The following is a 21,226-nucleotide window of genomic DNA, read 5'->3' on the forward strand; positions in this document are numbered from 1 at the left end:
TCAGCGGGCGTTAGGGTCCTTGTTGAACCACTTCTTGTAGATCGTGTTGTAGCTGCCGTCCGCGCGAATCGCGGCCAGTCCCGCGGCCAGCTTGTCCTGCAGCGCCTTGTCGCCCTTCTTCACGACGATGCCGAAGCCTTCCTCGGGGAAGGACTTGTCGTCGACGGTCTTGAGGTCCGCGTTCTGCGCCACGCGGTAGGCGATCACGCCGTTGTCCCCCACGGCCGCATCGACGCCGCCGCCGGCCAGTTCCGAGATGATCAGCGGCGTGCTCTCGAAGCGGCGGATGTTCGCATTGGTCTTGCCGAACTCGCGCGAGACCACGTCATCGGCCGTCGAGGCGTTGACCACGGCAATCTTCTTGCCGGCCAGGTCCTTCAGCGACGCCACGGTGCTGGCCTTGGGCACCGCGATCAACTGCTTGGCCGCGAAGTACGAGGGCGAGAAATCGTAGCTTTGCTTGCGCTTCTCGTTGATGGTCACGCCCGAGATGATCAGGTCGACATCGCCGTTGTTGAGCGCCGCGAAGATGCCGCTCCAGGGCGTGTTGACCAGCTTGATCTTCAGGCCCTGGTTCCTGGCGATGGCATTGATGATGTCGACGTCGAAGCCGACGATCTGCTTGTCCTTGTTCTCGAACGCGAACGGTGCGTAGGTGGCGCTGGAGGCCACGGTGAGTTCGCGGTTCTGCGCTTGCGCGCCGAAAGCCAGGGTGGCGGCTGCGAGGCCCAGCGCGAGTGCGCGGCGAAGGGGGTTCATTTCGTCTCCCGATTGAAATGTTGGTGCTTGGAAATTGCGTGAGGGCAGGCAAAACGCTGGAAAACGCATCGCCGGTCCTGGAACGATCATGTCTAATCCCTGCCGTACCAAAAATTATTCAGGGAGAAGATCGAATATGTCACGATTTCACGTGATTGTTTTGGCATTGGGGTGCACTGTGCTGGCCTCGTGCGGTGGTGGCGGCAACGGAGGGGGGAGCGCCAGCATGGGCGGCCTTCCGCATGCGGCAAGCGCGGCGCCGGTGGCGGTGGACGCAGGTCAGGCCGTTCGCACCGCGAAGCTTGGTGAATCCGTCGAGGCGATCCGGAACTTTTCGGGCCGGGTCGATGTTGCCATACCGGCTGCGGGTATCCAGGTCTGCCTCGATGTGGATGGCGATTTCGACTGTAGCGCGGCGGAGCCCGCCATCACCACCGATGCCGCCGGCAACTTCTCGCTGACGCTGGCGGCCCGCACCGCGCTCACCTCGCCTCCTCCGCTTCTCGTGGCCAGGATTCCGGCCGGCTTCGATGCGACCGGCGCGATGCAGGAGGCGTACCGGCTGGCGTCGCGTCCGATGCCGGTCACTGTCATCAGTGCCTTGACGACCCTCGACGCCCTGCGCGCGCCGACAGGCGGCGCGGTTCCGCCCATGCCCACGCCATGGCTCGGCCTGGCATCGACGATCGACATCCATGACCCGGACGATGTGACGGCCCGTCGAATCGGCATGGCCGTCCTGCCCGCGTTGGCAAGCGCCACGACAAGGCTGATGACCGGGTCGGCCCCGATGAACATCCAGGCCGCCACCGCCGGGGCTGCCCGCGCCGCCCGGCAAGTTCTGGCGGCCTACATCGACCCCGCCACTGGCAACCTGCTGCACACCGTGGCGCCGAGGACGCTGCGTGTCGAGACGCTGCACCAGGTCCAGCCTGAAACCTGCGCCGCGCAGCCGGTGACGCCGATCAGCATCCGGACCCGGGACGCTGCCCCGATCGACTCGAAGGTGACCTACGTTCCCGCCACCCTGCAGATCGAGGGAGCCGACACGGCGGTCGCCACCGACATCCGCGGCCGCGGCAACAGCACCTGGGAATTGATGCCCAAGAAGCCCTATCGCCTCAAGCTGGGCAAGAAGGCGGCGCTGCTCGGCCTGCCGGCCAGCAAGAACTGGGCGCTGCTTGCCAACTACGCGGACAAGACGCTGATGCGCAACGCCCTCGCCGCCTGCCTCAGCCGCATGCTCGGCATGGACTACACGCCGGGGCAACGCTACGTGGAGCTGACCCTCAATGGCGACTACGTGGGGGTCTATCAATTGAGCGAACTGGTCGAGGTGGCCGACACGCGGGTGAACATCGGCGAGCCGGCCACCGAGGCGGTCGACCCCGGCATGGGCTTCCTGCTCGAGATCGATGGGCGGCTCGATGAAGTCCTCTGGTACTACAGCCAGGCCGGCGTGCCGTACACCGTGAAGTCCGACATGACCCCTGCGCAGATGCCGAACCTCGTGTCCTTCGTCGACCGCATGGAGGGGGAGTTGTACAGCACCAGCTTCAAGGATCCGCAGGCCGGCTATGACGCCCACCTCGATGCCGACTCGCTCATCGACCTGTACCTGATCAACGAACTCTTCCGCAACAACGACGGCTTCAACTCCAGCACCTTTGCCTATCGTCCGCGCGACGGCCGGCTGCACTTCGGCCCCGTGTGGGACTTCGACATCGCGGCGGGCAACATCAACTACAACGGCAACGACGCCATCGAAGGCTGGTGGACGCGCCACCAGAACCCCTACTTCCAGCGACTGCTGCAGGACGAGCAGTTCCAGCGCCACATGCAGGTCCGGTGGCGCTATCTCGCCGGGCGGCTGCCGGACCTTGGCGACTTCGCCTTCGCGACGGCTGCCACCCTGGCCGAGCCGCAAGCCCGCAACTTCACGCGCTGGCCCATCCTCGACACCTGGGTCTGGCCCAACGCCGTGGTGAAGGGCTCCTATGCCGGAGAACTCAGATACCTGGTCGACTGGCTCAGCGGCCGCGCCGGATGGATGAACGTCCAGCTCGACAACGCGCCGTAGTCGCTTTCTTCACCGACGCGGCGGCGCCAGGTGCCCCAGCGGCAACGCGCTGCTGGCCTTCACCTCGCCGAGCGAGAAACTGGTGTGCAGGTCCTTGACGTTCGGCAGGTTCATCAAATGCTCGCGCGCGAAGGTTGAAAAGGTGTCGAGGTCCTGCGCCACCACCTGCAACTCGAAGGTGCCGGTGCCGCTGATGTAGTGGCACGACACCACTTCGGGCAACTTGCGGATCGCCTCCTCCAGCTTTCGCGTGGCGTCGCCCTGCACCCGTTCGGCGTCGACGCGCACGAAAGCGAGCACGCCCAGCCCGATCATGTGGCGGTCGATCTCGGCGTGATAGCCCTTGATGAAACCGGCCTCCTCCAGCGCCCGCACGCGGCGCCAGCACGGCGCAGCGGACAGGCCGACGCGCAATGCCAGCTCGGCATTGGTGAGCCGTCCATCGGCCTGCAGTTCTTGCAGTATCGCAAGGTCAAACTTGTCAATGCTTTCCATAGACTGGCATTTTAAGAAAGATCCTTTCTGGGACGCGGGTTTTCGAGGCAAAGAACGCAAACACCTGTCAGAGGCGCAGGCATACACTTTGCGTCACTATTGGGGAGCGCCCTACCAGGGTTCAAAACACCTTTTCAGCCACGCCCACAAGGCAAAGCCACCGGAGACCGACACATGAACGCCCCGCTGCCAGAGCACATCCGCAAGGCCCTCGAGACCGTCACGCTCGACGACAAATATTCTTTGGATTACGGCCGCGCCTTCATGAGCGGCGTCCAGGCCCTGGTCAAGCTGCCGATGCTGCAGCGCCTGCGCGACCAGCAGAACGGCAAGAACACAGCCGGCTTCATCAGCGGCTACCGCGGATCTCCGCTCGGCGGCTATGACCAGGCGCTGTGGAAGGCCAGCAAGTACCTGAAGGCGCAGAACATCGTCTTCCAGCCCGGCGTGAACGAGGAGTTGGCGGCCACGGCGCTGTGGGGCACGCAGCAACTGGGCTTCTCGCCCCAGGGCACCAACAAGTTCGACGGCGTCTTCGGCATCTGGTACGGCAAGGGCCCGGGCGTGGACCGCTGCTCCGACGTGTTCAAGCACGCCAACATGGCCGGCACCACCGAATTCGGCGGCGTGATCGCGGTGGCGGGCGACGACCACATCTCCAAGAGCAGCACGGCCGCGCACCAGAGCGACCACATCTTCAAGGCCTGCGGCACGCCGGTGTTCTTCCCGACCAACGTGCAGGAGATCCTCGACCTCGGCATCCACGCCTTCGCGCTGAGCCGCTTCTCGGGCGTGTGGTCGGGCATGAAGACGATCCAGGAAATCGTCGAGTCCAGCGCCACAGCGATGATCGACCCGGAGCGCGTCGAGATCATCACGCCCACCGATTTCCAGATGCCGCCCGGCGGCCTGCACATCCGCTGGCCTGATCACGCGCTGGAGCAGGAAGCGCGCCTGATGCACTACAAGTGGTACGCCGCGCTGGCCTACATCCGCGCCAACCGGCTCAACCACAACGTCATCCAGGGGCCGAACGACCGCTTCGGCATCATGGCCAGCGGCAAGGCCTTCAACGACACGCGCCAGGCGCTGATCGACCTCGGCCTCGATGACGCCGCCTGCCGCCAGCTCGGCATCCGCCTGCACAAGGTCGCCGTCGTGTGGCCGCTGGAGGCGCAACTCACGCGCGACTTCGCGACCGGCCTGCAGGAGATCCTGGTGGTCGAGGAGAAGCGCCAGGTGATCGAGTACCAACTCAAGGAAGAGCTCTACAACTGGCGCTCGGACGTGCGCCCCAACGTGGTCGGCAAGTTCGACGAGGGCGAAGTGCATGCGGCCGAGGGCTATTCGGGCGGCGAATGGTCGATGCCCAACCCCACCGCGCACACGCTGCTGCGCGCCAATGCCGACCTGAACCCCGCAATGATCGCCAAGGCGATCGCGCAGCGCCTGAAGAAGACCGGCCTGCTCGCGAAGGCAGGCGCCGACATGGTCGCGCGCATCGACGCGCAGCTCGCGATCCTCGAGGCGAAAGAGCGCTCGATGGACGTGCTGCAGGTCGGCGGTGTGAAGGATGGCCGCCAGCCCTGGTTCTGCTCGGGCTGCCCCCACAACACCAGCACCGTCGTGCCTGAGGGCTCGCGCGCCATGGGCGGCATCGGCTGCCACTTCATGGCCACCTGGATGGACCGCTCCACCATCGGCTTCACGCAGATGGGCGGCGAGGGCGTGCCATGGGTCGGCCAGCAGCCCTTCACGACCGACCAGCACATCTTCGCCAACCTGGGCGACGGCACCTACTTCCACAGCGGCCTGCTCGCCATCCGCCAGAGCATCGCGGCCGGCGTGAACATCACCTACAAGATCCTCTACAACGACGCCGTCGCCATGACCGGCGGCCAGCAGGTGGGAGAACGACCCGAGGGCCATTCGGTGCTGCAGATCGCCGAGAGCATGCATGCCGAGGGCGCGAAGAAGGTCGTCATCGTCACCGACGAACCCGAGAAGTACCAGGGCGTGAGCGTGCCTGGCGACCACGTCGAGATCAAGCATCGCGACCTGCTCGACGACATCCAGCGCGAGTTCCGCGAGATGAAGGGCACCACGGTCATCATCTACGACCAGACCTGCGCCACCGAGAAGCGCCGCCGCCGCAAGCGGGGCACGGCTGTCGACCCGGCCAAGCGCGTCGTCATCAACGAGCTGGTCTGCGAAGGGTGCGGCGACTGCAGCGTGCAGAGCAATTGCCTCAGCGTGGAGCCGCTGGAGACCGAGTTCGGCCGCAAGCGCACCATCAACCAGAGCACCTGCAACAAGGACATGAGCTGCCTCAAGGGCTTCTGCCCGAGCTTCGTCACCGTCGAAGGCGGCCAGCTCAAGAAGAAGTCGAAGGGCAAGGCCAACTCGCCATTCGAAATGGGCGAGATGCCCGAGCCCGCGGTCCCGACGCTGGCGCGCGACCAGGTGTGGGGCGTGGTGGTGGCCGGCGTCGGCGGTACCGGCGTCATCACCATCGGCCAGCTGCTCGGCATGGCGACGCACATCGAAGGCAAGGGCATCGTCACGCAGGATGCCGCGGGCCTGGCGCAGAAGGGCGGCGCGACTTGGAGCCATGTGTTGATCGGTGAATCGCAGGACGCGATCCGCACGACGCGCGTGGGCACGGCCGCGGCCGACCTCATCCTGGCGGCCGATCCGCTGGTGGCCGTCAACGGCGAGACGCTGGCCCGCATGCGCGAAGGACGCACGCATGTCGCGCTCAACAGCCACAGCGCGCCGACGGCGGCATTCGTGCGCAACGCCAACTGGCAGAACCCGCAGGACGATTGCGCCAACGAAATCGCGCGCGCGGTCGGCGCCGAGGGCGTCGCCAGCTTCGATGCCGACGCCACCGCCGTGGCGCTGATGGGCGACAGCCTTTATGCCAACCCGATGCTGCTCGGCTTCGCCTGGCAAAAGGGCTGGGTGCCGCTGGAGCATGAATCGCTGATGCGGGCGATCGAGTTGAACGCGGTGGCGGTCGAGAACAACAAGACCGCTTTCGAATGGGGTCGCCGCGCCGCGCACAGCCCTGTCGCCGTGCAAAAGCTCGTGACGCCTGGCCAGGTGATTGAGTTCAAGAAGCGAGAAACGGTCGAAAGCCTGGTGAAGCGCCGCGTCGAGTTCCTGACGGCCTACCAGAACGCTGCTTATGCGGAGCAATACAAGGCCTTCGTCGGCCGGGTGCAGCAGGTCGAGACCGCGCGGGTCGGCAAGAACACCCTGACCGAAGCCGTGGCGCGCTACCTCTTCAAGCTGATGGCTTACAAGGACGAGTACGAGGTCGCCCGCCTGCACACCGACCGCAGCTTCCTCGATCGTGTCGAAGGCATGTTCGAGGGCGACTTCAAGCTCAACTACCACTTGGCGCCGCCGCTCATTGCGAAGAAGAACTCGAAGGGCGAACTGCAGAAGCAGAAATTCGGCCCCGGCATGCTGACCGGCTTCAAGTTGCTGGCCAAATTGAAGAGCCTGCGCGGCACGGCGCTCGACATCTTCGGCCGTACCGAGGAGCGCAAGACCGAGCGTGCGCTGATCGGCGAATACAAGGCGAGCATCGAGGAAGTGATGTCCGGCCTGACCGCCGCCAACCACGCCACGGCGCTTGACATCGCCGCGCTGCCGGAGCAGATCCGCGGCTACGGCCATGTGAAGGACCGCAACCTGGCCGCGGCCCGCACGCGCTGGGCGGCGCTGATGACCCAGTGGCGCCAGCCGCAGGCGTCCCGCGCCGCGGCCTGAAACGAAGCCCAGCCGCGGATGCATCTGCCGCGCTACGGGCGCCCGCCAGAGGCAACTGCTCTTGCGGGCCGTCCGAGCTGGCGCCGGGCTGGCTTGCAGTCGCGTCCCTCAGCACCTGAGGGAGCGCATCCAGCGGCCCGTCAAAGCCGGTTCCGCGCGTGCCCACGAACAGGCATTGCCCGCCATCGCCTGAGTAGCAGCGCAACGGCCCCGCGCGCCACTTTCAAAGCCCCGTTCCCAGCGCCGGATTAGCCGGCGGCAGCGGTTGCACCCACGAATACAATGCCCGGTGCTTGCGCGCGGGCATGGGCCTGCGCCGCAGGGCCGCACCCCGCGGTCGCCGCGACTTGCTGCGGGCATCGCGCCTGCGTTCCTGACATCCCTCTGCTGGAGACTCCCTTGTTCATTTCCTCTGCCTTTGCCCAGACCGCTGCTGCTCCCGCACCTGCTTCTACCGGCGGCGATATGTTGTCTGCGTTCGGCGGCCTTCAATTGCCCATGATGATTGCAATCTTTGCCGTCTTCTACTTCGTCATCATCCGCCCGCAGCAGAAGCGCCAGAAGGAAGCCCGCGCCATGATCGAGGCGCTGGCCAAGGGCGATGAAGTCGTCACCGGCGGCGGCGTGCTCGGCAAGATCACGTCGATCAACGACCAGTACCTTGGTCTCGAAGTCGCCAATGGCGTCGAGATCAAGATCCAGCGCAGCGCCGTGGTCCAGGTGCTGCCCAAAGGCGCGATCAAGTAATCGCCGGCCGGGGACCGCCCGGCAACCCCTGCGCCACGCCGAACTTCCAACGCTCAACCTCCCGCCATGAATCGATATCCGGTCTGGAAGTACACCATCATCGTCATCGTGCTCCTGTTGGGGCTGATCTACGCACTTCCCAATTTCTTCGGCGAGGCGCCAGCCGTGCAGGTGTCGCCCGCCAAGTCGACCGCCAGGATCGATGCGTCGACCCAGGCCCGTGTCGAGGAGGCACTCAAGACGGCCGGCCTCAAGCCCGACCTGCTCACGATCGATGCCTCCGCCGTGCGCGTGCGTTTCGCCAGCACCGATGACCAGCTGAAGGCGCGTGACGCCCTGCAGCATGCCTTCGTGCCCAATGCGGAAGACCCGACCTACGTGGTCGCGTTGAACCTGGTGTCGCGCTCGCCGGGTTGGCTCACGGCGCTGCATGCCTACCCGATGTACCTCGGGCTGGACCTGCGCGGTGGCGTGGACTTCCTGCTGCAGGTGGACATGAAGGGCGTGCTCGACAAGCGCGCCGAGACCATCTCCGGCGATGTTCGTTCCGCGTTGCGCGACAAGAGCGTGCGTGGCGCGGCGGTCAGCCGCAATGGCCAGAGCGTGGAGGTGCGCGCCCGCGACACGACCGCACTGGAAGCCGCCAGGCGCCTGATCCAGGACCAGTACCCCGACCTCGTCACCACCGACAGGCGCGAGGGCGACGACTACCTGCTGGCCGCCACTTTCCGGCCCGAGGCCGCCGTCCGCATCCAGGGCGAGGCGCTCAAGCAGAACGTCACCACGCTGCACAACCGGATCAATGAACTCGGCGTGGCCGAGCCCGTGATCCAGCAACAGGGCATCGACCGCATCGTGGTGCAGTTGCCCGGCGTGCAGGACCCGACGCGGGCCAAGGACATCCTCGGGCGCACGGCCACGCTTGAAATGCGCATGGTCGACGAGAGCGCCGAGGCACGCGCTGCCAAGACCGGCGGCCCGGTGCCCTTCGGCTCCGAGAAATTTCCCGACGTCAGCGGCCAGCCGGTGATCGTCAAGAAGCAGGTGCTCGTCACCGGCGAAAACCTCACCGACGCGCGCGCCGGTCTCGACCAGCAGCAGAACCTGCCCAACGTGTCGCTCGACCTGGACGCCAAGGGCGGCCGCATCATGCGCGACACCAGCCGCGAGAACATCGGCAAGCTGATGGCCATCCTGCTGTTCGAGAAGGGCAAGGGGCAGGCGATTTCGGTCGCCACCATCCGCGGCGAGCTGGGCACGCACTTCAGCATCTCGGGCGCGATGAGCAGCGTCGATGCCAACAACCTGGCGCTGCTGCTGCGCGCCGGTTCGCTGGCCGCGCCCATGGAGATCATCCAGGAGCGCACCATCGGCCCAAGCCTGGGCGCCGACAACATCGCCAAAGGCTTCGACAGCGTGATGTACGGCTTTGCCGCGATCATGGTCTTCATGTGCATCTACTACGCGTTGTTCGGCGTGTTCTCGTCGATCGCGCTGGCGGTCAACCTGCTGTTGCTGGTGGCCGTGCTCTCCATCCTGCAGGCCACGCTTACCCTGCCCGGCATCGCGGCCATGGCGCTGGCCATCGGTGTCGCGATCGACTCCAACGTGCTGATCAACGAGCGCGTGCGCGAGGAACTGCGCAACGGCGCGGCACCGCAGGCGGCCATCCATGCCGGCTACGACCGCGCCTGGGGCACCATCCTCGACTCCAACGTGACCACGCTCATCGCCGGCATTGCCTTGCTGGCCTTCGGCTCGGGACCGGTGCGCGGTTTCGCGGTCGTGCACTGCATCGGTATCGTCACCTCGATGTTCTCTGCCGTGTTCTTCTCGCGCGGCCTGGTGAACTTCTGGTACGGACGCAAGAAGAAGCTCAAGACCGTCTCCATCGGCACCGTGTGGCGCCCCAAGACCGACGGCGTGGCCGTGGCCGAATAAGGAATCAAGATGGAGTTTTTCCGAATCCACAAGACGATCCCGTTCATGCGCCATGCGCTGGTGCTGAACGCGGTGTCCTTCATCACTTTCGCGCTGGCAGTGTTCTTCCTGTTCCACCGCGGCTTGCACCTGTCGGTGGAGTTCACCGGCGGCACGGTGATGGAGGTGGCCTACAAGCAATCGGCCGACGTCGGCAAGGTACGCGAGACCATCGCCAAGCTCGGCTACGCCGATGTGCAGGTGCAGAACTTCGGCACCTCGCGCGACGTGCAGATCCGCCTGCCGGTGCAAAAGGGCATGAGCTCGGCCCAGCAGAGCGAGCAGGTCATGGGCGCACTGAAGGCGAGCGACCCCGAGGTCGAGTTGCGCGGCAATGAATTCGTCGGCCCGCAGGTCGGCGACGAACTGACCACCAACGGGCTCAAGGCGCTCGGCATGGTGGTGGTCGGCATCATGATCTACCTGGCCTTCCGCTTCGAGTGGAAGTTCGCACTGGCGACGGTGCTGGCCAACATGCATGACGTGGTCATCATCCTGGGTTTCTTCGCCTTCTTCCAGTGGGAGTTTTCGCTGGCGGTGCTGGCGGCGGTGCTGGCGGTGCTGGGCTATTCGGTGAACGAATCGGTCGTGATCTTCGACCGCGTGCGCGAGAACTTCCGGCGCTACCGCAAGCTGAACACGCACGAGATCATCGACAACGCGATCACGTCCACCATCAGCCGGACCATCATCACCCACGGCTGCACGCAGCTGGTGGTGCTGTCGATGTTCTTCTTCGGCGGCCCGACGCTGCACTATTTCGCGCTGGCGCTGACCATCGGCATCTGCTTCGGCATCTATTCGTCGGCCTTCGTGGCGGCGGCCATCGCGATGTGGCTCGGTGTCAAGCGCGAGGACCTGGTCAAGGGTCCGGTCAAGCGCGATGGCGATCCGGACGATCCGAACGCCGGTGCCGTGGTGTGATTCAATTGCTGAAAATTGCGGGTTGGCGAGCATGCAACGGGTCTTGTGTCAAAAGGCTTCCCGATGCAAGCTCGGTGATCGCCAAAGTTCCCGAGCCGTCCTGATCTATTCATGAGCACCCAGCGGTCCCACGTCGCCTCCTTGCAGCTAGCCCGTGAGGCCCGCGAGCGTTTCGTGACCGCCACCGGCGGCGTGATCGCGCCGTCCGCGCATGCGATCCGGGAGCGCCTGACGTCGCTCTCGCAGGCCGTCGGCAATGCCCGCGAGATGCAGGAGCACCGAGACGACTTCCTGACCTTCCGGACCAAGGAATCGAACTGGGTTTCGCTGGCGCAGGACAGCTGGCGCAAGGCCTTGGCCCAAGTGGCCACCAGCACCGGCAATTCGCACAATTCCTTGTCCTCGCTCGAACTCATCGGCGACGAGGTGGTGGAAAACAACATCCTGTCCTCACGGCTGGCACTGGTGATCCAGGACAAGGCCAGCTTCGAGCTGAACGACCTGCGCCTGCGCATCCAGTACCTGGAAGGCACCACCGAACTCGATTCGAAGGATGTGCTGCGCCCCGAGTCGCTGGCCAAGATGCTGGTCGAGCAATGGCTGGCCGCCGGGCTCAGCCGCCAGCTCTGGACCAAGGTGCAGGAGGTTGTCCATACTCGTTTGCTGGAAGTGGTGGTCAGTGCTTATCACGACGCCAATGCATTCCTGATCTCCAAGGGCGTGATGCCCGAGATCGACCTCAAGAATTTCGTCAAGCGCACCGGCGCCGCGACCAACTCCGGTGCGCTCGGCGGCAGCTTCGCCCATGAAGCAGGCAGCCATGCGCACACGGGTGGCGGCGGATTTGGCGGCGGCGCAGCAGGCGGATTCGCTGGCGGCGTGCAAGGCGGTGGCGTGCAAGGTGGTGGCGTGCAAGGTGGTGGCCTGCAACGTGGGGGCGGAGGCGGCGGCTATGCCGGCGGCTTCGGCATTCCCCCCGGCAGCTTTGCGCCTGCGGCGATCGGCGTGGTGCAGGGCGGCGGCGCGGGTGGCGGCAATGGAAGCGGCGGCAGTTCCAGCGGTCGCGGCTATGGCGGCGCAGGCCTGCCCGGCATGGATGGCGCGGGTGGATCGCCCTTTTTTGTAGCGCGCCAGCGCGCCCAGGGCGTGCTGCTGAATCTGAAGCGCTTCGTCACGGCGCGCATCGGCGGTGAAACCGTGGCCCAGCGCGGCGGCGCGATGGGCGGCGGGGTCGGCGCCACTGGCGTGGGCGTCCGGTCGTCGGGCGGTGGCGGTGGTGGCGGCGGCGCCGGTGGTGTCGGCGGCGGGATGGCCGGCGGTGTCAGTGGCGGCGTCGGCGGCGCAGCCTTTGCCGCGGCCATCGCGGATGCGGAGGCGGCCTATCAGATTGCCGCATCGCAATACCTGCTGGCCGCCGACGAAGCGACGGCCGTGCAGCAGACCGCCGTCGACCTGCGCCGGCGCAGTGCCGAACTGAAGAAGAAAGCGCCGACCACCGCCGACAAGGCCACGGTCGAGATCGTGGCGCTGATGTTCCAGGCCATCCTGGCCGAAGAACGCATTCCGTTTTCGGCGCGCGTGTGGTTCGCGCGCCTGCAAATGCCCGTGCTGCGCGTGGCGATTGCCGAGCCCGAGTTCTTCGGCACGCTGCAGCATCCCGCGCGCATGCTGATCGACCGCATGGGCTCCTGCGTCATGGGCTTCGACGCGGCCGCCATCTCGGGCAGCGCGCTCGAAGGCGAAATCCGCCGCGTCGTTCAGGTCATCGAGCAATACCCGGAAACCGGCCAGCGGGTGTTCAAGCTGGTGTTCGACGAGTTCGTCGCATTCCTGAACAAGTACCTGACGCAGAGCGATGCCACCCAGCGCCTCATGAGCGTCGCGCAGCAGGTCGAGCAGAAGGAAACGATGGCGATCCAGTACACCATCGAGCTGCGCAAGATGCTCAACGACATGCCGGTGCGCGAGGAGATCCGCGAGTTCCTGTTCAAGGTCTGGGCCGAGGTGCTGGCCATCGCCGCGCTGCGCTACGGCGGGCAGGACGAACAGACCGTGACACTCAAGCGCGCGGCCTCCGAACTGGTCTGGGCCGCCAGCGCCAAGCCCAACCGCAACGACCGAACCCGCGTGATCCAGGATCTGCCGAAGCTGCTGCAGCGCCTGCGTGCCGGCATGACGCTGCTGGGCATCGTGGGCGAGCCGCAGGAAGTGCACATCAAGATCATCGGCGACACGCTGGCCGACGCCTTCATGTCGAAGACCGAAGCCATTCCCGCCGCGCAGATCGAAGCCATGGCCAAGCGCTTGGCCAACCTGGAAGACTTCGTCACCGACGAGGCGGGGGATGTCTCGGGTGAGCTGCCGATCGACGCCGGCAGCATCGAACTGTTGCTCGGCGTGGACGCCGCGTCGATCGAGGTCATTCCGAACGCGGGCACCAAGGTCAGCGAAGACATGCTGGCCTGGGCGCATGAGCTCCAGGTGGGCACCTGGTTCATGCTCGACCACAACGGCCATGTGAGCCAGGTTCAATTCGTCTGGCGCAGCGACCGCAAACAGCTGCACCTGTTCGCCGCGACCCACGGGCGCAACTTCCTGATCCAGGCCGGGCGACTCGCTTCCTACCTGCAAGCCGGCCTGCTGGTGCCGGCCGAAGAGGAAACGCTCACCGTGCGCGCCACGCGCGAAGCGTTGGCCAAGCTCGACGCGAACCCCGAACGCTTGCTGAACTAGAACCAGAGGCCACGACGGCCGCGAAACCGGCTTCGCGGGGCTGCGCGCGGGGGGGTGCTTCGCCGACCTCTGGCGCAGCAGCCTTTCGGCGCCTGCGGGCCCGCAACGCTCAATGCGCCACGCGCCCGGCGCGGGTTTCGCAGAGTTCGTCGAGCACCAGGGCGTCGGGCTCGATGCCGGTGCTCCAGTGCACCATCAGCACGATGATCTTCAACTCGTCGAGCGCCACCGGGTCACCCGGCGCCGCCATGGCGCGCTCGATGACGATCTCGCGCAAGCCGCCATCGAGCACCTTCGAGGCTTCGAGGAAGTTGATGAAGCCCAGGCATTCGGCGCCCAGGTGGTCCTGCTCGGCGCCCGAGTAGACGCGCATCGCGTAGGCCGATTGGGGCAGGGCGGCCTCATCCGGGGCGCGCAGGGTGACGGTGGCTGTGCTGCCGTCACCCTCGAACTTCAATTGGGCGCCCCGTGTGGCGAGGCTCAAACCGTCCAGCCATTGGAGCGCATCGCGGATCTCATCGTGGTCGAAGCCGTGGGCGCTGAGCTTGCGGCCCAGTTGCTCGGGTTCGGGGCACGCGTCGCCGCGCCAGTAGTTTTCATAGACGAATACGAGCACTTCGAACATGCCCCAATATAGCCCAGCCGCCCGAAATGGCGTATGAAATGTGTCATCCGGCGCCGAAGGGGCTTCGGCATGGGCTCATTTACGCCGAAGCGATGCGCTGGAACAGGCCGCCCGGGAGCCGCGCCACATGGCCGTCCAGTTCGAGTTCCAGGAGCTTGACCTGCAGGTCGGCCGCGCCCCAGCCGGTGCGCGCGGAGAGTGCGTCCAGGCTCACGGGATCGTGTCCGAGCGCTTCGAGCAGCGGGCTTTCAGGCGTTCCGGTGCCGGAGACCCCCGCAGATGCCGCGCCGGCGCCTGCCGAATCCATGGCCTCCGGGAAGCGCAGTTCCTCCAGGATGTCCTGCACCGATTCGACCAGCTTGGCCCCCTGCCGGATCAGCGCGTGGCAACCGCGGGATTGCGGCGCATGGATCGAACCCGGGATCGCGAACACTTCCTTGCCCTGCTCGACCGCCTGCCGCGCGGTGATCAGCGAGCCGGATTGCAACGCAGCCTCGACCACCAGCGTGCCTTGCGACAGCCCGGCGATGAGCCGGTTGCGCTTGGGGAAGTTCTGGGTGAGTGGCGGCGTGCCGAGCGGAAACTCGCTGACGAGCATGCCCTGCCCGACGATGCGGCGCGCCAGGTCGCGGTGGCGCGCGGGATAGACGCGGTCGAGTCCTGTGCCGACGAAGGCGATCGTCGCCAGCCGCTGTGCGCTGCCGGCAGCGTCCAGTGCACCTTGATGCGCCGCGCCATCGATGCCGAGTGCCAGGCCCGACACGACCACGATGTGCGCTTCACCCAGCGCCTGCGCAAAGGCTCGTGCATTTGAAAGCCCTTGCGGCGTCGGGTTGCGACTGCCCACCATCGCCAGGCTGCGATCGACCTGCGCCAGGTCGAACCCTGGGGCGCCCAGCGTGTAGAGCATCAAGGGTGGGTCGGGCATCTGCAGCAGCCCGGCCGGGTAGCCCGCATCGGCAAGGGTCAGCACCCGACGCGCGGCGCCGGTGGCGTCGCTGCCGTGCAGCCACTGCCATGTCTCCTCCACGAGGGCTTCGAGACCGGCGGGCGGTTGCAGGAGCGTGGCGACTGTGCCCGCAGGCCCGATCTGGCCGAGCGCGGCCGGGGTTTGCCGGAACACGTCGCCGGGCAACCCGAAGGCGCCCAGCAACTTGCGCGCGGTGATGTCGCCGACGCCCGGCGTGAGGGTCAGCCGCAGCCAGCCCGCGAGTTCTTCACGTTCCACTCCCTACCCACTCCCCTGTTGTTTTTCAGGGGTTGATGAGCAAATCCCCTGCCTTCGGAGTGTCGCTGATCTCGAGCACCAGGGCGTACGACACCTTTTCGAACGGACGGAACACCATCAGCAGCCCGATGCGTTCGTTCGGCAGCTTGAGCGTGTCCTTGTTGCCGTTGGTGCGGTCAACGATCGTCTCGCCATTCTTCAGGATGGCCAGCACGTTGCCGGTTTCGATGCCGTCGCGGGTGCCCTTGTTGATGGACACCACCTGGTTCTGCGCCGCGAACTGCACGGCGTTACCGTAGACGGAAATGATGCGGCCGTTGGTGATGGTGCCCGCGGGCGCACGCGGCGCGTAGCTCAGCAACTGGCGCGGTGGTTCGGGCAGCAGGCGGTCGCCGGCGCGGATTTCCTCCTTGGCGGCCACCACGTCGATGGTGGCAGGCACCACGTTGGTGACCTCCTTGCCATCCTGCATCATGGTTTCGGTCGTCTCGCTGCGCTGCAACTGGACCTTGCCGAGGTACTGCGCCTCGTAGCCGAGGATTTCGGCGGTGGCCGGGTCCTTCAGCGGCGTGGCATTGCGGAACACGCGGTACTGGTTGATCGGACCAGGCGTCTCGACCAAGGGCGCATTGGGTTCGCCGCGCGCGTAGGCCCGATCGCCGCGGGACAGCAGCACGTGGTTGTCGTTGCCGGCGACGATGCGTGGCGCGAACTTGACGGTGTCCTCGTCCACCACGATCGGCTCGGTGAGGAAGGGCTCGATCAGCGCCGTGTTCAGCGTCGGCAACGCCATGCCGGACAGCGATTCAGTGCGTGTGTGCGGCGACAGCTTGATCGTGCCCTCGGGCGCGCCGGTACCGCGGCGGGTGCTCAGGCGGGCGCGGCCGCCCGTCTTGTCGAGGTACAGCACCTGGCCCGGATAGATCAGGTGCGGGTTGCGGATGTCGTTGAGGTTCATGCCCCACAACTCCGGCCAGCGCCACGGCGTGCGCAGGTACATGCGCGAAATCGCCCAGAGCGTGTCGCCGCGCTTGACGGTGTATTCGTCCGGCGCGTTGGGCGCCAGTTCGCTCACCGGAATGCCGGTTTGCGCCGTCTGCTGGGCGGTGGCGCGTTGCGTCGGCGTGACCGGATAGGTTTGCGCCGAGGCCACCGTGGCAGAGCCGAACAGTGTCATGGCCGCGAGCGAGGCGATGGCCCCCAGGACCGGGCGGCGCCCGGCCCGCCCCCGCTGGGAGATTGAGTCGAGCTGGCAAAGCCACATCGACGCAAGAGTGGTCGGACGCAAGCCGGCGATGGTTCGGAATGTTTTCATGAGTTGGATGGTGTGCACACACTACCGCCACGAACAGCGGAAACGAATCCTCACAATTTGCAACGAATTTTGCGCTGAAGCCCTGGAGAGGGCAACGTTTATCCCTTTTGGTGTCCGCGAGGCGTCGCGGAATTGGCGAAAATAGCCACAACTTTCCCACGCTTTCATGGCCAAACGACCCATTCTGAGTTTTCCCGACAAACGTCTGCACACCATTGCGAAGCCGGTGCAGGGCGTGGACGCCCGCATCAAGACCTTGGTGGCCGACATGCTGGAAACCATGTACGACGCCCAGGGCATCGGCTTGGCGGCCACCCAGGTCGACGTCCACGAACGTCTTGTGGTGATTGACGTTTCGGAGGAGCGTAACGCCCCGCTGATATTGATCAACCCCGAAATCGTGTGGGCCAGTGACGAGAAAGTGATGAACGAAGAGGGCTGTTTGTCGGTCCCGGGCATCTACGACGGGGTCGAACGGTCCACCTCCGTGCGCTGCACGGCCCTCGACCTGGATGGCGAACCGCGCACGATCGAGGCCGACGGCCTGCTGGCGGTCTGCATCCAGCACGAACTCGACCACCTGCTGGGCAAGGTGTTCGTCGAATACCTGTCGCCGCTGAAACGCAACCGGATCAAGAGCAAGCTGCTGAAGCAACAACGCGAAGATCAGCGCGAAGGGCGGGGATGAGCATGCTTCGCTGTCGGCAGGGCCTGGCTGCGGGGCTGGCGGCGCTTGTTCTGGTGGGCAGCCTGACGGGATGCGCTGGCGAGCCGACCCGCCTTCCGCTCGACAGCACCCGGGCAGAGACGCTCCAGCGCCTGGGCCCGCCCACCGCGACGTATGCGCTCGCTGACGGCGGAGAGCGCTTGCAGTATTCGCGCGCGCCGGCTGGCTTCGAAGTCAACAACGTCGACCTGGACAAAGCCGGCCGGGTCGTGTCCATCCGGCAGGAACTCGACGAGGGCTTGTTCGGCAACACCATCCAGCCCGGCGCCTGGCGCGTGCCCGACGTGCTGCGCACCTACGGCCGGCCGTTCGAGATCAGCCGGGTGACTTCTTTCGATGGCGACGTCTGGACCTGGCGCTACAAGTGGCACAACACGATTCGCCTGCTGTACCTGTATGTGGATCCGCAAGGCGTGGTTGACCATTACAACGTCGGCGACGACCTGTCGCTCGAGCGCCGGATCCGCTGAACCTGCGAGCACCCCTTGAGAATTGTCTTTGCGGGCACTCCCGCCTTTGCCGCGACCGCGCTGGCCCGGCTCGACGTCGCCGGCGTTGAAATCGCCTTGGTGCTGACCCAGCCCGACCGTCCCGCAGGCCGCGGCCTCAAGTTGCAGGCCTCGCCGGTCAAGACGCTGGCCTTGCTGCGTGGGTGGCGCGTGGCGCAACCGCGCAGCCTGCGCCTGGACGGCAAGTACCCGGACGACGCGGCCGCCGCGCGCGAAGCCTTGCTGGCCGCCAACGCAGATGCGATGGTGGTGGCCGCCTACGGCCTGATCCTGCCGCAGTGGGTGCTCGACCTGCCACGGCTCGGCTGCCTCAACATCCATGCCAGCCTGCTGCCGCGCTGGCGCGGGGCCGCGCCGATCCATCGTGCGATCGAGGCCGGCGATGCGGAAACCGGCGTGACCATCATGCAGATGGACGCCGGGCTGGACACCGGCGACATGCTGCTGCGCGAGTCGCTCGCCATCGGCGACGACAGCACCGCGAAGCTGCACGACCGGCTGGCCGACATGGGTGGACGGCTTGTCGTCGACGCGTTGCGCCTGGCCGAAGCCGGCGGGTTGAAGCCGCAGCCCCAACCCGCCGAAGGCGTGACCTACGCCCACAAGGTCGAGAAACACGAAGCGAAGGTCGACTGGGGCCAGCCGGCCGAAGCGATCGTGCGCCGCATCCGCGCCTTCGACCCGTTTCCCGGTGCCACCGGCGAACTCAACGGCGAGATTGTCAAGCTGTGGGCGGCCCGCGTGGAGGCGGGGTCCACAGACGACCGGGCGCCCGGCACGATCCTGTCCGTCGCGCCTTCGGGCATTGCGGTCGCCGCGCGGGATTCGACCATCGTCCTCACCGAACTGCAGCGGCCCGGTGGCAAGCGCCTGCCGGCGGCGGAGTTCGTGCGCGGCTTCGGTGCGCAGCCGGGCCAGGTCTTCGGGCGCTGATCGTTGTTCTTCCTTCGCGCCGTCCGCAACCATCCGGCCTTCAAGGAAGGCGCCCGCCACATGGCGCCGCTGGCGCTCGGCATCTCGGCCTGGGGCCTGATGACGGGCGTGGCGATGGTGCAGTCGGGCATGAGCGTGTTCGAGGCGGTTGCCATGACGCTGCTGGTCTATGCGGGCAGTTCGCAGCTGGCGGCGATTCCCTTGCTCATGGCGGGCGCGCCGGGCTGGGTGATCCTGGCGACCGCCTTCTGCGTCAACCTGCGCTTCGTGGTGTTCAGCCTGCATCTGCGGCCCTACCTCATGCATTTGCCGCGCTGGCGCCGGCTGGTCAACGGCTACATGACGGCGGACCTCAGCTACGTGATGTTCACGCGGCGCTACCCGGAGCCCGCACAGGATGTGGCTGGGCGCGACGAGCAGGAGGCGTACCTGGCGGGCGGTTACTTCATCACGTGGGCGGCATGGATGGGACTGAGCCTGATCGGCGTGGCGCTCGCGAACTTCATTCCGCTGGCCTGGGGGCTGGGCTTCGCAGGTGTGTTGAGCCTGGTCGCCATCCTGTGCTCGATGGCGACCAGCAAGTTGCGCATGGTCGCGATCGGCATCGCCGGTGCGACCGCCGTGATGGCCTACAACCTGCCGCTCAAGCTCAACATCGTGGCCGGGATCGGCGTCGCGGTGTTGCTGTGCTTCTGGCTGGAAAAGCAGCTCGGGCTCGATCCGAACGAAGGGGATGAAAAATGACTGCAGCCGTCACCGACGGCTGGACGCTGCTGATCATCCTCGGTCTCGCAGCCATCAGCGTACTCACGCGCTGCTTCTTCTTCATCCTCGATCGGCCCTGGGGCTTGCCGCCCTGGGCGCATCGGGCGCTGCACTATGCGCCGGTGGCGGCGCTGGCGGCGGTGGTGATTCCCGAGATCGTGATGACGCAGGGCCACTCCATCGCGACGTGGCAGGACGCCCGGCTTTACGCCGCAGCTGCGGGTGCCGTGTACTACTTCAAGCGTCATGGCGTGCTTGGCACCATCGTGGCGGGCATGGTGGTCTACCTGCCGCTGCACCTGGGGTTGGGCTGGTAGCCAGGGGGCTGTCCCGCAGTGCGTCGAATTTGGGTGCGGCGTGCCAATCCGTACAGGTGCCGTCATGTCGCACTCCTAGAATCAACCGCATGAACGTCATCCGCTTTACCGACCTGTGCGCCCAAGGCAAAGTTGCCGGCCAGCGCGTTTTCATCCGTGCCGACCTCAACGTGCCCCAAGACGACACCGGCCGCATCACCGAGGACACCCGCATTCGCGCCTCCGTGCCATGCATCCAGCAGGCGCTGGCCGCAGGCGCAGCCGTCATGGTCACCTCGCACTTGGGCCGCCCGACCGAGGGCGAGTTCAAGCCCGAAGACTCCCTGGCGCCCGTCGCGGCGCGGCTGGCCGAACTCCTGGGCCGCGAGGTGCCGCTGGTGGCCAACTGGGTCGACGGCGTCGACGTCAAGCCGGGCAATGTCGTGCTGCTGGAGAACTGCCGCGTCAACAAGGGTGAGAAGAAGAACGACCCCGCGCTCGCGAAGAAGATGGCCGCGCTGTGCGACATCTACGTGAACGACGCCTTCGGCACCGCCCACCGAGCCGAAGGCACCACCTACGGCATCGCCGAGTACGCAAAGATCGCTTCGGCCGGCCCGCTGCTGGCGGCCGAGATCGACGCCATCACCCGCGCGCTGGCCACGCCCAAGCGGCCATTGGTCGCCATCGTTGCGGGCTCCAAGGTCAGCACCAAGCTCACCATCCTCAAGAGCCTGGCCGAGAAGGTCGACCAGCTCATCGTCGGCGGCGGCATCGCCAACACCTTCATGCTGGCGGCCGGCCTGCCGATCGGCAAGTCGCTCGCCGAGCCCGATCTGCTCGACCAGGCCAAGGCCGTCATCGAAGCCATGCGCGCGCGCGGCGCCGCCGTGCCGATCCCGGTCGACGTGGTCACGGCCAAGGCCTTCGCCGCCGATGCGCCCGCGACGGTCAAGGCCGCGACCGATGTGGCCGCCGACGACCTGATCCTCGACATCGGCCCGAAGACCGCCGCGCAACTGGCCGCGCAGTTGCGCGAAGCCGGCACCATCGTGTGGAACGGCCCGGTCGGCGTGTTCGAGTTCGATGCCTTCGCCAACGGCACCAAGGTCATTGCCGAAGCCATCGCGGCAAGCCCCGCGTTCTCCATCGCCGGCGGGGGCGACACGCTGGCCGCGATTGCCAAGTACGGCATCGAATCGAAGGTCGGCTACATCTCGACCGGCGGTGGCGCGTTCCTCGAGATCCTCGAGGGCAAGACGCTACCCGCGTTCGAGATCCTGACCCGGCGCGCCGCCGCACAGTGAGCAGCGCAAACTGACACCTGCGC

17 protein-coding genes are annotated in these 21,226 nt (G+C 66.3%); 12 read left to right on the forward strand and 5 right to left on the reverse strand.

The features are described from left to right. Entirely contained in the window at nt 1-759 is a 759-nt protein-coding gene (locus tag HB681_RS34410; protein ID WP_213959382.1) for a basic amino acid ABC transporter substrate-binding protein, read from the reverse strand. A gap of 226 nt (nt 760-985) precedes the next feature. Between HB681_RS34410 and HB681_RS34415 the strand changes: the two genes are divergently transcribed. Beyond that, on the forward strand, nt 986-2,839 hold the full coding sequence (locus tag HB681_RS34415; RefSeq protein ID WP_213959383.1) for a CotH kinase family protein: 1,854 nt from the start codon (nt 986-988) through the stop codon (nt 2,837-2,839). 9 nt (nt 2,840-2,848) lie between these two features. Here the strand turns inward: HB681_RS34415 and HB681_RS34420 are convergent, their stop codons facing one another. After that, nucleotides 2,849-3,334, reverse strand: a complete 486-nt coding sequence (locus HB681_RS34420) for an Lrp/AsnC family transcriptional regulator (RefSeq protein ID WP_213959384.1) — start codon at nt 3,332-3,334, stop codon at nt 2,849-2,851. Nucleotides 3,335-3,508: 174 nt separating this feature from the next. Between HB681_RS34420 and HB681_RS34425 the strand changes: the two genes are divergently transcribed. The 5 genes from HB681_RS34425 (at nt 3,509) to HB681_RS34445 (ending at nt 13,498) form a co-directional block, all read left to right on the forward strand. Then, nucleotides 3,509-7,114, forward strand: a complete 3,606-nt coding sequence (locus HB681_RS34425; RefSeq protein ID WP_213959385.1) for an indolepyruvate ferredoxin oxidoreductase family protein — start codon at nt 3,509-3,511, stop codon at nt 7,112-7,114. A 399-nt stretch (nt 7,115-7,513) separates the two neighbouring features. Then, nucleotides 7,514-7,861 carry a preprotein translocase subunit YajC gene (gene yajC, locus HB681_RS34430; RefSeq protein WP_213959386.1) on the forward strand — a complete coding sequence of 116 codons (348 nt, stop codon included), beginning with the start codon at nt 7,514-7,516 and terminating at the stop codon, nt 7,859-7,861. A 66-nt stretch (nt 7,862-7,927) separates the two neighbouring features. Next, complete coding sequence (gene secD / locus HB681_RS34435; protein WP_213959387.1) at nt 7,928-9,802, forward strand: protein translocase subunit SecD; 1,875 nt, start codon at nt 7,928-7,930, stop codon at nt 9,800-9,802. A gap of 9 nt (nt 9,803-9,811) precedes the next feature. Continuing rightward, nucleotides 9,812-10,765, forward strand: coding sequence for a protein translocase subunit SecF (gene secF, locus HB681_RS34440; protein ID WP_213959388.1), 954 nt, complete (start codon nt 9,812-9,814; stop codon nt 10,763-10,765). 111 nt (nt 10,766-10,876) lie between these two features. After that, complete coding sequence (locus tag HB681_RS34445; protein WP_213959389.1) at nt 10,877-13,498, forward strand: DUF1631 family protein; 2,622 nt, start codon at nt 10,877-10,879, stop codon at nt 13,496-13,498. A gap of 109 nt (nt 13,499-13,607) precedes the next feature. Here HB681_RS34445 and HB681_RS34450 read toward each other — a convergent pair whose 3' ends face one another. The 3 genes from HB681_RS34450 to HB681_RS34460 all read right to left on the reverse strand — a co-directional run bounded on the left by HB681_RS34450 (nt 13,608) and on the right by HB681_RS34460 (nt 16,528). Beyond that, the gene (locus tag HB681_RS34450; RefSeq protein ID WP_213959390.1) at nt 13,608-14,123 is read right to left on the reverse strand and encodes a DUF494 domain-containing protein; all 516 of its coding nucleotides are present in this window, start codon (nt 14,121-14,123) and stop codon (nt 13,608-13,610) included. 79 nt (nt 14,124-14,202) lie between these two features. After that, nucleotides 14,203-15,351, reverse strand: a complete 1,149-nt coding sequence (gene dprA, locus HB681_RS34455; protein ID WP_213959391.1) for a DNA-processing protein DprA — start codon at nt 15,349-15,351, stop codon at nt 14,203-14,205. 25 nt (nt 15,352-15,376) lie between these two features. Next, entirely contained in the window at nt 15,377-16,528 is a 1,152-nt protein-coding gene (locus HB681_RS34460; protein ID WP_256735215.1) for a LysM domain-containing protein, read from the reverse strand. 304 nt (nt 16,529-16,832) lie between these two features. On the opposite strand from HB681_RS34460, the gene def reads away from it, so the two are divergent. The 6 genes from def (at nt 16,833) to HB681_RS34490 (ending at nt 21,203) form a co-directional block, all read left to right on the forward strand. Continuing rightward, complete coding sequence (gene def / locus HB681_RS34465) at nt 16,833-17,354, forward strand: peptide deformylase (RefSeq protein ID WP_213959392.1); 522 nt, start codon at nt 16,833-16,835, stop codon at nt 17,352-17,354. After that, nucleotides 17,351-17,863: a hypothetical protein gene (locus HB681_RS34470; RefSeq protein WP_256735211.1), complete on the forward strand. Its 513-nt coding sequence runs from the start codon at nt 17,351-17,353 to the stop codon at nt 17,861-17,863. The genes def and HB681_RS34470 overlap by 4 nt, the downstream gene beginning before the upstream one ends. A 15-nt stretch (nt 17,864-17,878) precedes the next feature. Further along, nucleotides 17,879-18,835, forward strand: a complete 957-nt coding sequence (gene fmt, locus HB681_RS34475) for a methionyl-tRNA formyltransferase (protein WP_213959393.1) — start codon at nt 17,879-17,881, stop codon at nt 18,833-18,835. A 3-nt stretch (nt 18,836-18,838) separates the two neighbouring features. Further along, nucleotides 18,839-19,579, forward strand: a complete 741-nt coding sequence (locus HB681_RS34480; protein ID WP_213959394.1) for an AzlC family ABC transporter permease — start codon at nt 18,839-18,841, stop codon at nt 19,577-19,579. After that, nucleotides 19,576-19,917 carry an AzlD domain-containing protein gene (locus tag HB681_RS34485; protein WP_213959395.1) on the forward strand — a complete coding sequence of 114 codons (342 nt, stop codon included), beginning with the start codon at nt 19,576-19,578 and terminating at the stop codon, nt 19,915-19,917. The genes HB681_RS34480 and HB681_RS34485 overlap by 4 nt, the downstream gene beginning before the upstream one ends. Before the next feature lie 89 nt (nt 19,918-20,006). Then, the gene (locus HB681_RS34490) at nt 20,007-21,203 is read left to right on the forward strand and encodes a phosphoglycerate kinase (RefSeq protein ID WP_213959396.1); all 1,197 of its coding nucleotides are present in this window, start codon (nt 20,007-20,009) and stop codon (nt 21,201-21,203) included. Nucleotides 21,204-21,226 lie beyond the last annotated feature (23 nt).

The organism is Variovorax sp. dw_954 (genome assembly GCF_018449755.1).
Lineage (GTDB): Bacteria > Pseudomonadota > Gammaproteobacteria > Burkholderiales > Burkholderiaceae_C > Variovorax.

Excerpts from the sequence above, each read along its gene's own strand:
- HB681_RS34450 (WP_213959390.1), bottom strand. The coding sequence starts at position 14,123 with ATGTTCGAAGTGCTCGTATTCGTCTATGAAAACTACTGGCGCGGCGAC.
- HB681_RS34485 (WP_213959395.1), top strand. The coding sequence starts at position 19,576 with ATGACTGCAGCCGTCACCGACGGCTGGACGCTGCTGATCATCCTCGGT.
- HB681_RS34425 (WP_213959385.1), top strand. The coding sequence starts at position 3,509 with ATGAACGCCCCGCTGCCAGAGCACATCCGCAAGGCCCTCGAGACCGTC.
- HB681_RS34410 (WP_213959382.1), bottom strand. The coding sequence starts at position 759 with ATGAACCCCCTTCGCCGCGCACTCGCGCTGGGCCTCGCAGCCGCCACC.
- def (WP_213959392.1), top strand. The coding sequence starts at position 16,833 with ATGGCCAAACGACCCATTCTGAGTTTTCCCGACAAACGTCTGCACACC.
- HB681_RS34445 (WP_213959389.1), top strand. The coding sequence starts at position 10,877 with ATGAGCACCCAGCGGTCCCACGTCGCCTCCTTGCAGCTAGCCCGTGAG.
- HB681_RS34490 (WP_213959396.1), top strand. The coding sequence starts at position 20,007 with ATGAACGTCATCCGCTTTACCGACCTGTGCGCCCAAGGCAAAGTTGCC.
- HB681_RS34470 (WP_256735211.1), top strand. The coding sequence starts at position 17,351 with ATGAGCATGCTTCGCTGTCGGCAGGGCCTGGCTGCGGGGCTGGCGGCG.
- secD (WP_213959387.1), top strand. The coding sequence starts at position 7,928 with ATGAATCGATATCCGGTCTGGAAGTACACCATCATCGTCATCGTGCTC.
- HB681_RS34420 (WP_213959384.1), bottom strand. The coding sequence starts at position 3,334 with ATGGAAAGCATTGACAAGTTTGACCTTGCGATACTGCAAGAACTGCAG.
- secF (WP_213959388.1), top strand. The coding sequence starts at position 9,812 with ATGGAGTTTTTCCGAATCCACAAGACGATCCCGTTCATGCGCCATGCG.
- HB681_RS34460 (WP_256735215.1), bottom strand. The coding sequence starts at position 16,528 with ATGACACTGTTCGGCTCTGCCACGGTGGCCTCGGCGCAAACCTATCCG.
- HB681_RS34415 (WP_213959383.1), top strand. The coding sequence starts at position 986 with ATGGGCGGCCTTCCGCATGCGGCAAGCGCGGCGCCGGTGGCGGTGGAC.